Source organism: Arthrobacter sp. EM1 (assembly GCF_029964055.1).
GTDB lineage: Bacteria > Actinomycetota > Actinomycetes > Actinomycetales > Micrococcaceae > Arthrobacter.
In genome coordinates, this window is sequence record NZ_CP124836.1 from 3,787,656 (window position 1) to 3,802,808 (window position 15,153).

Consider the following 15,153-nt stretch of genomic DNA (forward strand, 5'->3'; position numbering starts at 1 on the left):
GCTTCACCTCCACGCCGCTGTGCGGTTCACTTGATCCATGAGAGCCATCTGGAAAGGCGCGATAGCATTTGGGCTGGTCAACGTGCCGGTCAAGGTTTACAGCGCCACCGAAGACCACGACATCAGCCTGCACCAGGTCCACAACGCCGACGGCGGGCGGATCCGCTACCAGCGACGCTGCGAAATCTGCAGCAAGATCGTGGACTACGAGGACATCGACAAGGCTTACGAGGACGACGGACAGACCGTGGTCCTCAGCCGCGAGGAGCTCAAGTCCATTCCGGCGGAAAACAGCCACGAGATCGACGTGGTGCAGTTTGTGCCGGCGGAGCAGCTGGACCCGATGATGTTCGAAAAGAGTTATTACCTGGAGCCGGACTCCAAATCGCCCAAGGCCTACGTCCTGCTGCGCCGTGCGCTTGAAGACACCGACCGGGTGGCCATCGTCCAGTTTGCGCTGCGCGACAAGACCCGGCTGGGGGCGCTGCGGATCCGCGGGGACGTGCTGGTGCTGCAGGCGCTGCTCTGGGCCGATGAGGTGCGGGAGGCCAGCTTTTCCTCGCTCGAAACCACTATCCGCATCTCCGCCCAGGAACGTGAAATGTCCGCCGCGCTGGTCGATTCGATGGCGGCGGACTTCGAACCCGGGCAGTTCACCGACGACTATCAGGCGCAGCTGCGCCTGCTCATCGAGGCGAAGCTGGAGAAGGGGGAGTCCCTGGACACCGAGGAAACCTTTGGCGTCCCGGCCGCCGGCTCCGGCTCCGGCGAGGTGATCGACCTGATGGAGGCGCTCAAGCGGAGCCTGGAGAAGAAACGCGGGGGACGGGCGGCCACGTCGGACGACTCCGCCGGGCCCGGGGCCGCGGCGCCCGCTTCGAAGTCGACGGCCGCGAAGGCTGCTCCCACCCGGACTTCCCGCGCCGCACCCAAGACAGCGCCCAAGACTGCAGCCAAGACTGTACCGAAGACTGCAGCCAGGGCCGCGCCGAAGGCCGGGACCAAGGCCGCCGGGACAAAAGCGGCCGCGCCGTCCGCGCGGAAAGAGGCCTGAGCGGCCGGGCGTCCGGCCCGTGGCCATCTGGATCAGGCGTTCCCGAGCGCGGAGGGCTCAGTCTTCGTCTTCGGCATGGCCTGCCTCCCTGGCTGGTTGTCGGTGCCGGCGGCATCACCCACCGCCTCCCGAATCTGGCCGGCGGCGGACCGGGACCTCCGCCGGCGGCGGTGTTCCGCTGCCGCGGATTCCAAACTATCGGTGCGGCAGGCACCTGACAAGCCTTGGCTAAGGGTATGTAGCGGACCTGAGCGGGACGGCCCAGGAACCTGCGGGGCTGCCGGTTGCCGACCCTTAACGCAGGAGCCCGGCCACACCCTCGGTGGGTGCGGCCGGGCTGTCGCGTTACAGTCGGCGGGCGGTGCTGCTATTCGGCGTCGTGGTCCGTTTCCAGGATCTGGACCAGCCGTTCGAGGGCGGCGTCGGCGCCGTCGCCTTCGGCGCGCAGGACTACCACGTCGCCGTGGGATGCGCCAAGGCTCATCAGGGACAGGATGCTGGCAGCATCCATGGCCTCGTCGACAGGCTCACCCAGCCGGGCGATGGTGATCTCGAGATCGAACTCGCCGGCTGCCTCCGCAAAGATGGCGGCCGGGCGGGCGTGCAGCCCTACACGGCTGGCAATGGTGGCGTTACGTTCGGTCATTTCTGCTCCTTGGATTCAGCATGGGGATGTCAGCGTGGAAAATCTTCCCGGCCGCTTCAATCAGACGGTTGCGGGGACCAGTTCTACCGTATCAACGGTCTTCCTGACGGCCCAGCGCTTGAGTGCCAGGACGGACAGCGCCGTAATAATGGTGCCGACGATGATTGCCACAACAAACATCAGGAAGTTGTCGATCGCGAAGAAGACAAAGAGTCCGCCGTGCGGGGCCTTGGATCCGACGCCGGCGGCCATGGAGATGGCGCCGGTGACGGCACCGCCGAGCATGCTCGCCGGGATCACGCGCAGCGGGTCGGCGGCGGCGAAGGGGATGGCGCCTTCGGAGATGAAGGAGGCGCCCAGCAACCACGCGGCCTTGCCGTTTTCGCGCTCAGCCAGGCTGAAGCGCTGCTTGTCCAGGACGGTGGCGAGTGCCATTGCCAGCGGCGGAACCATGCCCGAGGCCATCACGGCTGCCATGATCTGCCACGGGGCCTGGTTGGTGATCGTGGCGGCACCGAGACCGGCGACGGCGAAGGAGTAAGCAACCTTGTTTACCGGTCCGCCCAGGTCGAAGCACATCATCAGACCGAGGATGATGCCGAGGACAACAGCGCTGGCACCGGTCAGGCCGGAAAGCCAGTCATTAAGGCCGGCGGTGATGCCGGCTATCGGGCCGCCCAGGACCAGGAACATTAGCCCCGATGCCACGAGGGACGCAACCAGCGGGATAATCACAACAGGCATCAGGCCGCGCAGCCAGCGGGCGACCTGGATTTGGCCGATCACATGGGCGATGTAGCCTGCGAGCAGGCCGCCGACGATGCCGCCAAGGAAGCCGGCACCCATAAATCCGGCGACTGCACCGGCAACGAAGCCCGGGGCGATACCGGGCCGGTCAGCGATGGCGTAAGCGATGTAGCCGGCCAGGGCCGGTACCAGGAAGCCCAGTGAGAGGGCGCCGATCTTGAACAGGACGGCGCCGAGGTAGGCGCCAAGCGGGCCCCATGCGTTGTCCGGGAATTCCGTGGGCAGGTTGAAGATGCTGTTGTCCACAACGATGGCATCGGCATACTGGGTGATGAGGTACCCGCCCATTAGGAAGCCAAGCGCGATCAGCAGGCCGCCGCCGGCCACAAACGGGATCATGTAGCTGACGCCGGTCAGCAGCGCTTTCTTCAGCTTCTGCCCAATGTGCTCACCTTTTTCCTCGGCCTCGTTCTGTGCCTGTTCCTCCGCGCCGAAGTGCGGGACCCGGCGGGCGTTGGGGTTCTCTGCGGCCGCGAGGGCCTCATGGACCATCTTTTCCGGCTCGTCGATGCCGCGTTTGACGGGGGCGTTGATAACCGGCAGGCCGGCGAAGCGCTCCTTGCCTCGGACATCCACGTCGACGGCGAAGATGACGGCGTCGGCTGCGGCGATCACTGCCGGATCCAGCGGCTTTGCCCCTGAAGATCCTTGGGTCTCCACCTGCAGGTCCACGCCGATTTCCTTGGCCGCGGCCACAAGCGAATCGGCGGCCATGTAGGTGTGGGCGATGCCGGTGGGGCAGGCAGTGACAGCGACAAGGCGCTTGGGGCGGGAAGCTCCGGTCCCGGTCGGGGCGCCGCTTACGGCCGGTGCCGGTGCGGAGTGGGCGGCAGGCTTATCGGCAAGGGCGCCTTCGACGAGCCCGACGACCTCGGCCGCCGAACCGGCGTCGCGCAGGGCCTGGGTGAAGTCCTTTTTGATCAGGGAGCGGGCCAGCTTGGAGAGCAGCTTGAGGTGTTCCTGGTCCGCACCATCGGGGGCCGCAATGAAGAAGATGAGGTCCGCGGGGCCGTCCTTGGCGCCGAAGTCGACGGACTGGGAGAGCCGAGCCATCACCAGGGTGGGTTCGGTCACCGCCGTCGAACGGCAATGCGGGATGGCGATGCCGCCCGGAACCCCGGTGGCGGTCTTCTGTTCCCGGGCGAAGGCGTCGGCGAAGAGGCCTTCCACCTCGGTGGCGCGACCGTTGGCGGCGACTTTGCCTGCCAGGTGCCGGATCACGGCTTCGGGCGAGTCGCCCAGGTTCTGGTCGAGCTCGACCAGTTCGGTAGTAATGAGCGCAGTCACTGTCAATCCTTCGTCAGGGCCGTGATGGTTACGGCGTTGGGGGTGGTTTGGTGGACTGCCGGGACTGTGGAGCCCGGCAGCGAAGCGGCGGCGGCACCGTGTGCCACAGCCTGGCGGAGACAATCGGCCGGGGCGGCGCCCTGGCTGGAAGCGAGCAGGTAACCGGCCAGTGACGAATCGCCGGCGCCTACCGTGCTCACCGCGGTGACCGGCGGATGCGTGGCCAGCCACGCGCCGTCGGCCGTGACGAGCACCGCACCCTTGGAGCCGAGTGTTGCCAGCACGGCACCGACTCCGGATCGCACGACGGCGGAAGCGGCCGCCGCGGCCGCCCCCGGATCCGCTTCGAGTTCCTCGGCGGACTTGTGCGTGGCGAACCCGGCTGCGGCAGCCAGTTCCACCAGTTCCTCGGCATTGGGTTTGATGAGATCCGGTTTCCCCAGCGCATCGCCGCAGATCGCGGCGGCGAGCGGTTCGCCGGAGGAGTCCACGGCGACAAGGGGAGCCTCTTTGCCGTGATCCATGCTGCGCAGCCGCCGGGTGACGGTGGCGTAGAAGTTGGCCGGGACCCCGGGTGGGAGCGATCCTGCCAGGACAACCCAGCTGGCTCCCCGGGAGTGGTCCAGGAGCAGCCCGATCAGGGCTTCCTGCTGGTCCGCACTCAGCGCCGGTCCGGGTTCGTTGATCTTGGTGGTCACGCCGCCGGGTTCGGTGAGCGCCACGTTGCTGCGCAGCGGCTCTCCGATGGGGAGGGCGGCGAATGGGACGTCGACTTCGCGGAGACCGGCGAGGACGGGGTCCGCCTCGGCGCCCGGGAGCACTGCGACGGTCTTCAGCCCGGAGGCGACCAGGGCGCGGGAGACGTTTACGCCCTTGCCGCCGGATTCCTGCCGGACGGAGACGGCGCGCTGGACTTCGCCGCGGACCAGGGGTCCCGGCAGTGCCACGGTGCGGTCCAGGCTTGGGTTGGCGGTCAGGGTGACAATCATGCGACCACTACCTCCACTCCGGCATCCGCGAGGGCGTCGGCCAGGTCCTGGCCGGGTTTCGTGTCAGTGATCAAAGTGTCCAGATCTTTCAACGAGGCGAACTGGACCAGGGTTTCGGCATCCAGCTTGGAGGAATCAGCGAGCACCACTATGCGGCGGGCTGAATGGACGAAGGCGGCTTTGACAGCGGCTTCTTCAGGATCGGGGGTGCTCAGCCCGAAGGCTGCGTGGATGCCGTTGGTGCCGATGAAAGCGATATCCGGGCGGATCCTGCGGGCGGCTTCCACCGTGGACTGGCCGACGGCGGCCTGGGTGATTCCGCGGACCCTGCCGCCAAGCAGGTGCAAGGCGATGCCGGCCTCACCGGAGAGCTTTGCCGCGACGGGCAGCGAGTGGGTGATGACCACGAGTTCCGCGCCGGGTGCTGCAGCGGCTGACGTCGCTGCAGTCCGCGCGGCCAGGCGGTCGGCGAGGGTCTCGGTGGTGGAGCCGGCGTCGATCAGGATGCTGCCGGTTCGGTTTTCCGGGATCAGTGCGAGGGCCGCTTCGGCGATCCGGGTCTTTTCCGGTTGCCGCTGGTCGGCGCGGACCAGGATGCTTTCTTCGCTGGTGCTGAAGCGGTCCGGGGAGACGGCGCCGCCGTGTACCCGGCGCACACTGCCGGCGGATTCGAGGGCGGCCAGGTCCCGGCGGACGGTTTCGGTGGTGATGCTGAAACGCTCGGCGAGGTCCGTGACGCTGGCACGGCCGCTGGCAACAATGAGCCCCACGATCAGCTGTTGGCGTTCCTCGGCGAACACTGGCTCTCCCTTGCGTCAGTACTGCGGACCTCCCCCGCACTTCCGTGATTACCATCACAATGAAGTGGAGTTGATTGACTTTATCTGTGAATATGTGGCTTTGTCAATGAAAAACAACATGAACACAGAAATGTCCCGTACGCGGCCGATGGGCATGCCCAGTTTTCGGATCGAGGAGTGGGCATATCTGGACTATGTCCATCCGTGGGGCCGGGCGCAGGGCATGTCCGCCGCCGGGCCCGGGCGCGGGGCATGCGCAGGGGTAGGGGTAGGGGTAGAGGTAGCGGGTAGGGGTGGAGACGGGTTCGGCCGGTGTTCACGCACGGGACGGTGCGCGTGCTGGAAGGGCGGGAAGGGCCATACAACGGCCGACGCCGGGCCGGGCCCGGTAAAGGGTTCGGCCCGGCGTCGGGTGGCTTATGCGGTGCGCGGCGGCGCGCTCGGACTAGATGCCGGCGTCGCGGCTTTCGTTCCGGGTGATGGTCTCGCCGGTATTGGGGTCCACAACGGAGCGTGTCTCGCTGACCCGGCGGGTGCGGCTGCGCCCTGGTGAGGCCAGGACCAGGGAAGCGATCAGCCCGATGACACCGACCGCCATCAGGATGTAGCCGATCATGGTCTGGTCCACATTGGGGATCAGGCCGGGGGTGATGGCCCAGGCGAGGATGGCGCCGAGGGCGATGAGGAAAATGGCGGAACCGATTCTCATGACTTGCTCCTTGTGTCCGGTCGGACGGTTAAGTATTGCTAAGCATGCTGTCCAGCGTCAGGCTACAGCCCGGTGCGTGTTGTTTCAACGATCTCATTGACGCCACTCCGGCCAGTTTTCGCACGTAGTCTTGAAGCGTCCGCTGCGGCCGGCCAGATACGTGCCGCCGTTTACCGCACTGCCGCACCAGCCCCGCACCCCGGCGGGTTACGCAACGTGCCTCACAGAAATCCGGTGCCCATGCTTACAGCTTTCCCCAGAGTCGTCGTCACCGGACTGGGAGCAGTGACTCCCGTCGGTGCGACGGCGGCCGAGACCCGGGCCGCGTTGCTGGCCGGGCGCTCAGGAATCGCGGCACTTGAGGATGACTGGGCGCAGGAGCTTCCGGTCCGGATGGCGGGCCGGGCGGACGTTGATGTTCCCGCGCTGCTCTCCACCCCGGAATATAAGAGGATGGACCGGTGCGGGCACCTCGCGCTGATTGCGGCCCGGGAAGCGTGGGCGCAGGCAGGCCGTCCCGCAGCCGACCCGGAACGCCTGGCCGTGGTGATCGGATCCGGCTATGGCGGCCTGGACACAACCCTGGAGCAGGCCCGGGCCCTTGATGCCCGCGGGCCGCGGCGCGTCTCCCCGCACACGCTGACCCGGATCATGACCAACGCGCCCGCGGCCTGGGTGTCCATGGATGTCGGCGCCAAAGGCGGGGCGCGCACCCCGGTGAGCGCCTGTGCCTCCGGGGCGGAAGCCATCTCCCAGGCGGCAGACATGATCCGTGCCGGGACAGCGGATGTTGTGATTGCCGGCGGCGTGGATTCCTGCATCAACGGCCTCATCATCAGCGGCTTCGCCCAAATTCGGGCCCTGTCCACCCGCAACGGAGACCCGGAGTCCGCTTCGCGGCCGTTCGACCGGGACCGGGACGGATTCGTACTGGCGGAGGGCGCCGCGATCCTGGTCCTGGAACGCGAAGACCACGCCCGCGCCCGGGGAGCGGAAGTGCTCGGTGTCGTGGCCGGAACTGCTGTGACATCCGACGCCGTCGACATCGTCGCCGCCGATCCGGTCATGCAGCGGCGGGTGATGGAAAAGGCCATCGCCGCCGCCGGCCTTGGTGCCGGAGACATCGGGCTGGTCCATGCCCACGCGACCTCCACCCCGGTCGGCGATCGCCTGGAAGCCGACGCGATCAGGGCCGTACTTGGAAACCAGGTGCCCGTTACCTCCACAAAATCCCTCACCGGGCACCTCCTTGGCGGCGCAGGCGCCCTCGGCGCCGTCGTCCTGATCCAGGCGCTGAAAACCGGGGACTTTCCGGGGTCCGGCAACCTTGACCAACCCGACGACGGGATCGACCTGAACCTTCTGCGGAAAACGGTGGCAGGCCAGGGAGCCAGGGCGGGCATCGCCAACGCCTTCGGATTCGGCGGTCACAGCACCGCCTTGGTGATCACCGAAAGCTAGGCTGTTGCGATGGAGCGCGTCCTCTGGTCCAAACCGGAACACGAACGCGACGGGACCCCGTTGCTGGTCATGATGCACGGCTACGGCCGGGATGAATCCCGGATGGTGAAACTCTTTGGCAGCCTGCCGTCCGGGTTCAGTTGCGCGGCGCTCCGTGGCCCCAAGGAGATCGGCGACGGGTACGGCTGGTTCCTGCTGGACTACTTCCTGACCCATGACTTCGCTGACGTCATCGCTGCCGCCAATGCCGTGTTCAGCTGGATCGAATCAGTCAGGTCCCAACACACCAGCGTCAGCCTGCTCGGCTACTCGCAGGGCATGGCCATGGCCACGACGCTGCTCCGGTTGCGGCCGGCGGAGTTCCGCGCCGCCGTCGGGCTGTCAGGATTTGTGCTGGACAACGAACTCCTGGCGATGAGCGAATCGTTCGAGTCCCGGCCGCCCTTCTTCTGGGGCCGGGACCGGGATGACCTGGTGATAAACGCCGCCGCCGCGGAGCACACCGAGGAGTGGCTCCACGAGCACACACAGCTCACGGCGAGGACCTACCCGGGAACGGGCCACGCCATTTCGGCCGCGGAACTGGTGGACGTCAGCGCGTTCCTCCGCCACTATGTGCTGAACCCGGGAAGCTGACTCCGCCCGCGGCGGAACCCCGCGTGGGGTGGCGATAGTGCCAAAGGTCCTTTTATCCAATTGCGCGCCAATTTTGTAAGCGCTTACACTCAACGTGGGCCGTATTTCTGGCCGTCAACTGACTTCAGGGGGAAGAAAGGGCTGAGCCCTGTGTTGCAGGCTAAGGCGCCGCGTCACCGTCGAGGACGTCGGCGCACTCTCCGGATTTTCCATCTGCACCGACTCCCGCAGCTTCGAAAACCGCCGGGCGCCCTTCGGGAGGTATCCGATCCCGGCGCCCCACGGCCGTGCAGCAATTGAAGGGCTCCACCGCCCTGGAGTTCCAAAACCCCGTCACGCCAGCTGCTGGAGACCAAACTGACGGCGGGCCAGCGCACCCGCCGGCGTTGAACGGCGCCCGGTTGCGACCGGGAAGCCCCGCGATCTACAGCGCCGGGGCCCCGTTCCGGCCCGCCCCCTTAAAACGCCGGCCCCGGCCTGCCGGTCCACCGTCTGAAAAATGCCGTCTGAAAGGACAACCGAACCATGACTGAGCTTTCCAACAGCACCCCGTCGAGCTGGGCCGGGGCGTCTGCCATCCTCTTTGACCTCGACGGCGTCCTGACCCCAACCGCGATTGTGCACGAGCGCGCCTGGCGCGAACTTTTTGACGGCTACCTCCAGTCCGTTCCCGGGGCCGCCGCCTACCGCGCAAGCGACTATTTCGACCACATCGACGGCAAACCCCGTTTCGATGGCGTCCGGGACTTCCTCGCCTCCCGCGACATCGTCCTGCCGGAAGGCCCGCTGGAGGACGAGCCGGAGCACAACACCGTCCACGGCCTGGGTAACCGCAAAAACCAGGTCTTTAACGACATCGTCGCCGCCGGCGGGGTTCGGCCCTACGCAGGCTCCGTGCGGTTCGTCGACGCGGCACTGGCCCGCGGGCTGAAGCTCGCCGTCGTCTCCTCCTCCCGCAACGCCCCGGCGGTGCTCAAGGCCGCCGGACTTTCGGATTACTTCCCGGTAGTGGTCGACGGGGTCGTCGCCGTGGCCGAGGGCCTGCCCGGCAAGCCCAGCCCGGCGACCTACGAATATGCCGCCCGGTTGCTGGGCCTGCCCAGCGACGAGTGCGTTGTGGTCGAGGATGCCGTGTCCGGCGTCCAATCCGGCCGGGCCGGGAACTTCCATTCGGTGATCGGCGTGGACCGCGGGGCAGGCCGGCAGACCCTGCTGGCCGCCGGAGCCACGCTCGTCGTCAACGACCTCGACGAGCTGCTCTAGCCCGTCACCCTTCCGTCCCGACCAGGACGCTGCAAGGCCCTGCAAGACCGCACAAAAAACCTCTCATCAGCAGCCTTTTTACCGCCTGAAGGATAAACCATGGCCCTTATCACCTCTGACCGCGCGCGGTTCCCCAATGACCCCTGGCAGCTGGTCGAGACTGTGCACCTCCCCGGCAACGCCGGCACGCTGGAGACCCTCTTCAGCCTCGGCAACGGCCACCTCGGTATCCGCGGCGCCCACTGGGCCGCCGCCGACGCCGAGCTGCCGGGCAGCTTCGTCAACGGCTTCCACGAGACCTGGGACATCAAGCACGCGGAGAACGCCTACGGCTTCGCCCGCACCGGCCAGCGGATCCTCTACATCCCCGACGCCAACAACTTCACCGTGATCATCGACGGCGAAACCTTGAGCCTGGACGAATCCACAGTGCTCGACTACCGCCGCAGTGTCGACTTCGCCACCGGCGTGTACGAATGCCGGATCGTGTGGCAGTGCCGCTCGGGCGCCACCGTGACCACCATCGAACTACGCGCTGTCGGCTACCAGTCCCGCGGTGCGCTTGGCATCTCGCTGGAACTCGGCGCGGACCGGGATATCTCCGCGGACGTGACCTCCTCGGTGATAAACCGCCAGGACCAGCCGGTGGATGATCACTCGGCCCACGACCCCCGGCGTGCCGGCCGGCACGCCGGGCGGGTGCTGCTGCCGGTGCGGCTCGACGGCGGCGACGGCTCGCTGCGGCTGTCCTGGGAGACCGCCGAATCCAAACAGCGCATTGGCCTGGCTGTCGACCACTGGACCAACGCCGGCGTGCAGCCTTTCGACACCCAGGTGCATGAGGACGACAGCAGTGTCCGCTACGTTCTGGCCGTAAGCGCCGACGAGCCGTTTGTGCTGGAAAAGAGTGTCAGCTACGCCGTCGGGCAAGCCTCCGAAGACCTTGCCGACGACGCGGAAGCGGGTCTGAGGCCGCTGTCGGAGATTTTCGCCGAAAGCGCGGAGCATTACCGAAACTACTGGACCACCAGCGACATCATCCTCGCCGGCCAGACCGAGCTGCAGCAGGCCGTCCGCTGGAACCTCTTCCAGTTGGCCCAGGCCACCGCCTGCGCCGACGTCGCCGGCATCCCGGCGAAGGGTGTGTCCGGTTCCGGCTATGACGGGCACTACTTCTGGGACCAGGAGGTGTACCTGATGCCCTACCTGACGTACACCAGCCCCGGCAACGCCCGCCAGGTCCTGCAGTTCCGCCATGAGATGCTGCCCGAAGCCAAGATCCGGGCCAAGGAACTCAGCGTGGACGGCGCCCTGTTCCCTTGGCGCACCATTAACGGGCTGGAGGCCAGCGCCTACTACGCCGCCGGCACGGCCCAGTTCCACATCGCCGCCGCGATCGCCTTCGCGACCAACCGCTACATCTGGGCCAGCGGCGACCAGGAGTTCCAGGAAACCCTCGGCGCCGAGCTGCTGATCGAGACCGCCCGGATGTGGGTGTCCCTGGGTTTCTTTGGCAAGGACGGGCAGTTCCATATTCACGGCGTCACCGGCCCGGATGAGTACACCGCCGTTGTCAACGACAACGTCTATACCAACGTGATGGCGCGCTTTAACCTGCGGGCGGCGGCGGCGCTGGATCACCCCGGGATTGACGATGCCGAACGCCAGGTGTGGGAGCAGGCCGCCAACCGGATGCAGCTGCCCTATGACGAGGACCTCCAGGTCCACGCTCAGGACAACGACTTTATGACCCTGGAGCCGTGGGACTGGACGACACCGCGTTCCAAGTACCCGCTGCTGCTGCACTTCCACCCGCTGGTGATCTACCGCCACCAGGTGCTGAAGCAGGCCGATACCGTGCTGGCCATGTTCCTGCAGTGGCAGGACTTCACGGCCGAGGAAAAGCGCCGCGCCTTCGATTTCTACGACCCGATCACCACCGGCGACTCCACCCTGTCCGCCTGTGTGCAGGGCATTATGGCGGCCGAGGTCGGCTACGGCGACGCCGCGCTGGACCACTTCACGCACGCGTTGTTCATCGACCTGGACGACACACACGGCAACACGATCGACGGCGTGCACATCGCGTCCACCGGCGGCGTGTGGAGCTCGCTGGTCAGCGGCTTCGCCGGCCTCCGGGACCAGGGTGCGGTGCCCTACTTCGACCCGCGGCTGCCCGCTGGCTGGGAAGGGCTCTCGTTCCACCTGAAGATCCAGGGCCGGCTGCTGCAGCTTGAACTGGAGCAGGGTGCCATCAGCCTGACGGTGCGCGGGGGCCCACCGCTCGAGATCGACGTCCGCGGCGAGCTGTTTACGGTCGACGGTGATCCGGTCCGGGTGCCGCTGGCCCCGGTGGCGGTCCCGGAGCCCACGATCTTCCCGAGCGGACTGCCGACGGCGTCCCTGCCGATGGTGCGCGCAGCCGGCTAGGCCTGCTGCTGCCGTTCGGCGGCGCCGCTGCTGCCGGGGTGCCCGTCGCCAGCCAGGCGCTCCGGGCCGTCGTCGAGCGGGTTGGCGATCTCGTCGGCCGGCATCTTCGCGACGGCCAGTGCGATGACCGCCACAACCGGACACACGGTCCCGGCCACCAGGAAGATGAGCCCGACCGGCAGCACCTCGGCGGCCGGGCCGGCGAGGGCCATGGAGACCGGCATCAGGGCCAGCGAGACGAAGAAGTCCAGGCTTGAGACGCGGCCCAGCAGGTGCGGGGGAACCCGGCGCTGCAGCAGGGTGCCCCAAATGACCATGCCCATCCCGCCGGTGGCACCGAAGACGAAGAGCGCGGCAGCCAGCGCCCAAAAGCTGTCGATGATGCCGACGGCGGCAAGTGGCAGGCTCCCGGCGCCCCAGCTCACCATCATCGCGCTCAGGTAGCGGCGCGGCAGCGGGAACGAAGCAGTTGCCAGCGACGCGGCGGCGCCGCCGACGCCCATCACCGCGAGCAGGAATCCGAACTGGCGCGAGTCGCCGCCGAGCTGGTCGCGGACCACAAACGGCAGGAGCACCTCGATGGGGCCGATCAGGAAAAGTACGGAGATGCAGGCCCACAGCAGGGTCCACATTAGCCAGGGTGTGCGGACCGTGTAGCTGACTCCTTCGCGGAGGTCCTGCAGCAGGGACGTTGGGGCGCGTTCGCCGGTCCCGGAACCTGCCCCGCCGCCAGCGCCGTCCATATCCGGACGGGGCTGGCGGCGGAGCAGGCTGAGGACGGCGAGGGCCAGCAGGTGGCACACCGCCACCCCGGTCACTGCATGCGCGGGGGAGAGGGCTGCGACCAGGATGCCCGCGACGGCCGGGCCGGTGGCCTGCTGCAGGAGCGGCCGCATGGTCCCTTCCAAACCGTTAGCCGCGAGCAGGTCCTCCGGCGGCAGGATCCGGGGGAGGATGGCGGAGTAGGCGGGGAAGAAGAATGCTGCGCCGGCGCCGAGCACAAACCCGCCGAGCGCCAGATGCCAGAGTTCCAGCCAGCCCAGCATGGCCAGTCCGCTGATGGTGGCGATGACGGCCAGGTTGGCCCCCTCCACCGCGATGATGAGCAGCCGCTGCGGGAACCGGTCCGCGGCGATGCCGCCCATCAGCAAAAACGCGACGAGTCCGGCGCTGCCGGCGGCCGCAACGAGGGAGAGCTCCAACGGCCCCCCGCCGAGCTCGATCACCTCGTAGACCATCGCCACGGCCCACATTCCGGAGCCGAAAATGGAGATGGCCAGTGCTGTAATCAGCACACGGTATTCCCGGTGTGCGAAGGGCCGCAGGGCCCTCGGTGAGCGCATGGTCCCAGTTTAGGCTGCGACTTCGCGTGAGGGCGGCGGTTTCCAGGCGGGAAAATCCGATGGAATAGGCGGGCCGGTGTCCGGGTTGTCGCCTAACGGGACGGGCAATCCAACCAGGACACCCCGTTCCGACGCACGGGGCCGGAAAGCCGCTACGCAGTTCTGCTGCGGCGGCCACAGGCCCGATTGAGCCGGACTACCCAGAATCGGAGATGGTGGATTAATGACTGCTTACAAGACAGTGAACCCCGCGACCGGAGAGACGCTGAAGGAATTTCCGCTTGCTACCGCGGATGAGGTGGAGAATGCCCTCGCGGCGTCGAAGCAGGCCTTCCAGGCCTGGCAGGCTGCGCCCGTAGCGGACCGCGCCGCGGTCATTGCCCGCGTGGCCGAACTGTACCGGGAACGACAGGACGAACTGGCCCGTCTGATCGCCACGGAGATGGGCAAGCCCTTGGCCCAGTCCCGGGGCGAAGTGGGCCTGGTGGCCGACATCTACTCGTACTACGCCGAAGAGGGCCCGGCCTTCCTCGAAGACGAACTGCTTGATGTTAAAGGCGGCGGCGAAGCAATCGTCCGCTCAGCACCGGTCGGGCCGCTCCTGGGCATCATGCCGTGGAACTACCCGTACTACCAAGTGGCCCGGTTCGCCGCCCCCAACCTGGTCCTCGGCAACACCATCCTGCTCAAGCATGCCGGCAGCTGCCCCCAGTCCGCCCTTGCCATTGAACAGATTTTCAAGGATGCCGGGCTCCCGGAGGGTGTCTACCTCAACGTTTTCCTGAGCAACGAACAGGTTGCCGAAGTCGTCGCCGATGACCGGGTCCAGGGTGTCTCCCTGACCGGAAGCGAGCGGGCCGGCTCGGCAGTCGCCGAGGTGGCCGGCCGCAACCTGAAGAAGTATGTGCTCGAACTCGGTGGCAGTGATCCGTTTATCGTCCTCGACTCAGACGACCTGGACGCCACGGTAAAGGCAGCGGTCAGCGGACGGATCGGGAACGCCGGCCAGGCCTGCACGGCTTCGAAGCGTTTTATCATCCTTGAGGACCTGTACGAGGCTTTTGTGGAGAAGTTCACTGCGCGGATGTCCGCGGTCAAGCACGGTGATCCCTTGCTCGCCGACACCCGCTTCGGGCCGCTCTCCTCACAGAGCGCCGCGGACGGCCTCATCGAGCAGATCCAGGACGCCGTGGACAAGGGCGCTACCCTGCGGACCGGCGGACACCACATCGATGGCCCCGGCGCCTTCGTGGAGCCCACGGTGCTGACGGATGTGACCCCCGGGATGCGGGCGTTCTCCGAAGAACTCTTCGGCCCGGCGGCCGTCGTCTACAAGGTCGCCAGCGTTGAGGAGGCCATTGAACTGGCCAACGGGTCCCCGTACGGGCTCGGCGGTGCGGTCTTCAGTGCCGACGCCGAGAAGGCCAAGGCGGTGGCCGATCGGCTGGACACCGGCATGGTCTTTATCAATTCCGTGGCCGAAACCCAGGCGGATCTGCCCTTCGGTGGTGTGAAGCGTTCGGGCGTCGGGCGCGAGCTGGCACGGTTCGGCATGAATGAGTTCGTCAATAAGAAGCTCATCCGGACACCGCGCTAAACCGGGCAGTTCTTCACGGCAGTTGAGGGCGGACAGGCGCCGCCGATCCGCCCTCAACTGCCCGCCCGGGCCATCGTCCGCCTCTACCGGCGGCGCCGCTGTGGCCTAGTGTTAAGGCTTGAATCCACAGC

The 15,153-nt window shown here is 67.1% G+C and carries 12 protein-coding genes; 6 read left to right on the plus strand and 6 right to left on the minus strand.

All coding sequences use genetic code 11. The annotated features are described in order from the left end of the window. Positions 1 to 37 precede the first annotated feature (37 nt). Entirely contained in the window at positions 38 to 1,054 is a 1,017-nt protein-coding gene (locus QI450_RS17575; RefSeq protein ID WP_226773892.1) for a Ku protein, read from the plus strand. A gap of 367 nt (positions 1,055 to 1,421) precedes the next feature. On the opposite strand, the gene QI450_RS17580 is transcribed toward QI450_RS17575, so the two are convergent. The 5 genes from QI450_RS17580 to QI450_RS17600 all read right to left on the minus strand — a co-directional run bounded on the left by QI450_RS17580 (position 1,422) and on the right by QI450_RS17600 (position 6,292). Then, complete coding sequence (locus QI450_RS17580) at positions 1,422 to 1,700, minus strand: HPr family phosphocarrier protein (protein ID WP_226773893.1); 279 nt, start codon at positions 1,698 to 1,700, stop codon at positions 1,422 to 1,424. A 60-nt stretch (positions 1,701 to 1,760) separates the two neighbouring features. Then, entirely contained in the window at positions 1,761 to 3,794 is a 2,034-nt protein-coding gene (locus QI450_RS17585) for a fructose-specific PTS transporter subunit EIIC (RefSeq protein ID WP_226773894.1), read from the minus strand. A gap of 2 nt (positions 3,795 to 3,796) precedes the next feature. After that, positions 3,797 to 4,783, minus strand: a complete 987-nt coding sequence (locus tag QI450_RS17590) for a hexose kinase (protein WP_226773895.1) — start codon at positions 4,781 to 4,783, stop codon at positions 3,797 to 3,799. Continuing rightward, entirely contained in the window at positions 4,780 to 5,583 is an 804-nt protein-coding gene (locus QI450_RS17595) for a DeoR/GlpR family DNA-binding transcription regulator (protein ID WP_226773896.1), read from the minus strand. Before QI450_RS17595 ends, QI450_RS17590 begins: the two co-directional genes overlap by 4 nt. 445 nt (positions 5,584 to 6,028) lie before the next feature. Continuing rightward, positions 6,029 to 6,292 carry a DUF6458 family protein gene (locus tag QI450_RS17600; protein ID WP_226774695.1) on the minus strand — a complete coding sequence of 88 codons (264 nt, stop codon included), beginning with the start codon at positions 6,290 to 6,292 and terminating at the stop codon, positions 6,029 to 6,031. 240 nt (positions 6,293 to 6,532) lie between these two features. Between QI450_RS17600 and QI450_RS17605 the strand changes: the two genes are divergently transcribed. The 4 genes from QI450_RS17605 (at position 6,533) to QI450_RS17620 (ending at position 12,082) form a co-directional block, all read left to right on the plus strand. Next, the gene (locus QI450_RS17605; protein ID WP_226774694.1) at positions 6,533 to 7,753 is read left to right on the plus strand and encodes a beta-ketoacyl-[acyl-carrier-protein] synthase family protein; all 1,221 of its coding nucleotides are present in this window, start codon (positions 6,533 to 6,535) and stop codon (positions 7,751 to 7,753) included. 9 nt (positions 7,754 to 7,762) lie between these two features. Beyond that, positions 7,763 to 8,389, plus strand: coding sequence for a dienelactone hydrolase family protein (locus QI450_RS17610; RefSeq protein ID WP_226774693.1), 627 nt, complete (start codon positions 7,763 to 7,765; stop codon positions 8,387 to 8,389). A 525-nt stretch (positions 8,390 to 8,914) separates the two neighbouring features. After that, a complete protein-coding gene (locus QI450_RS17615; protein WP_226774692.1) occupies positions 8,915 to 9,652 on the plus strand; it encodes an HAD-IA family hydrolase in 738 nt (245 codons plus the stop codon). A gap of 99 nt (positions 9,653 to 9,751) precedes the next feature. After that, the gene (locus tag QI450_RS17620; protein ID WP_282468057.1) at positions 9,752 to 12,082 is read left to right on the plus strand and encodes a glycosyl hydrolase family 65 protein; all 2,331 of its coding nucleotides are present in this window, start codon (positions 9,752 to 9,754) and stop codon (positions 12,080 to 12,082) included. Here the strand turns inward: QI450_RS17620 and QI450_RS17625 are convergent. Further along, positions 12,079 to 13,425, minus strand: coding sequence for an MFS transporter (locus QI450_RS17625; RefSeq protein WP_226774690.1), 1,347 nt, complete (start codon positions 13,423 to 13,425; stop codon positions 12,079 to 12,081). The genes QI450_RS17620 and QI450_RS17625 overlap by 4 nt on opposite strands. Before the next feature lie 223 nt (positions 13,426 to 13,648). Here QI450_RS17625 and QI450_RS17630 point away from each other — a divergent pair, with 223 nt between their 5' ends. After that, on the plus strand, positions 13,649 to 15,022 hold the full coding sequence (locus QI450_RS17630) for an NAD-dependent succinate-semialdehyde dehydrogenase (RefSeq protein WP_226774689.1): 1,374 nt from the start codon (positions 13,649 to 13,651) through the stop codon (positions 15,020 to 15,022). The last annotated feature ends 131 nt before the right edge of the window (positions 15,023 to 15,153 follow it).

Bases quoted from the DNA above. Each gene is read 5' to 3' on its own strand.
- QI450_RS17610 (WP_226774693.1), top strand. From the start codon at position 7,763: ATGGAGCGCGTCCTCTGGTCCAAACCGGAACACGAACGCGACGGGACC.
- QI450_RS17615 (WP_226774692.1), top strand. From the start codon at position 8,915: ATGACTGAGCTTTCCAACAGCACCCCGTCGAGCTGGGCCGGGGCGTCT.
- QI450_RS17625 (WP_226774690.1), bottom strand. From the start codon at position 13,425: ATGCGCTCACCGAGGGCCCTGCGGCCCTTCGCACACCGGGAATACCGT.
- QI450_RS17600 (WP_226774695.1), bottom strand. From the start codon at position 6,292: ATGAGAATCGGTTCCGCCATTTTCCTCATCGCCCTCGGCGCCATCCTC.
- QI450_RS17590 (WP_226773895.1), bottom strand. From the start codon at position 4,783: ATGATTGTCACCCTGACCGCCAACCCAAGCCTGGACCGCACCGTGGCA.
- QI450_RS17620 (WP_282468057.1), top strand. From the start codon at position 9,752: ATGGCCCTTATCACCTCTGACCGCGCGCGGTTCCCCAATGACCCCTGG.
- QI450_RS17605 (WP_226774694.1), top strand. From the start codon at position 6,533: ATGCTTACAGCTTTCCCCAGAGTCGTCGTCACCGGACTGGGAGCAGTG.
- QI450_RS17575 (WP_226773892.1), top strand. From the start codon at position 38: ATGAGAGCCATCTGGAAAGGCGCGATAGCATTTGGGCTGGTCAACGTG.
- QI450_RS17580 (WP_226773893.1), bottom strand. From the start codon at position 1,700: ATGACCGAACGTAACGCCACCATTGCCAGCCGTGTAGGGCTGCACGCC.
- QI450_RS17630 (WP_226774689.1), top strand. From the start codon at position 13,649: ATGACTGCTTACAAGACAGTGAACCCCGCGACCGGAGAGACGCTGAAG.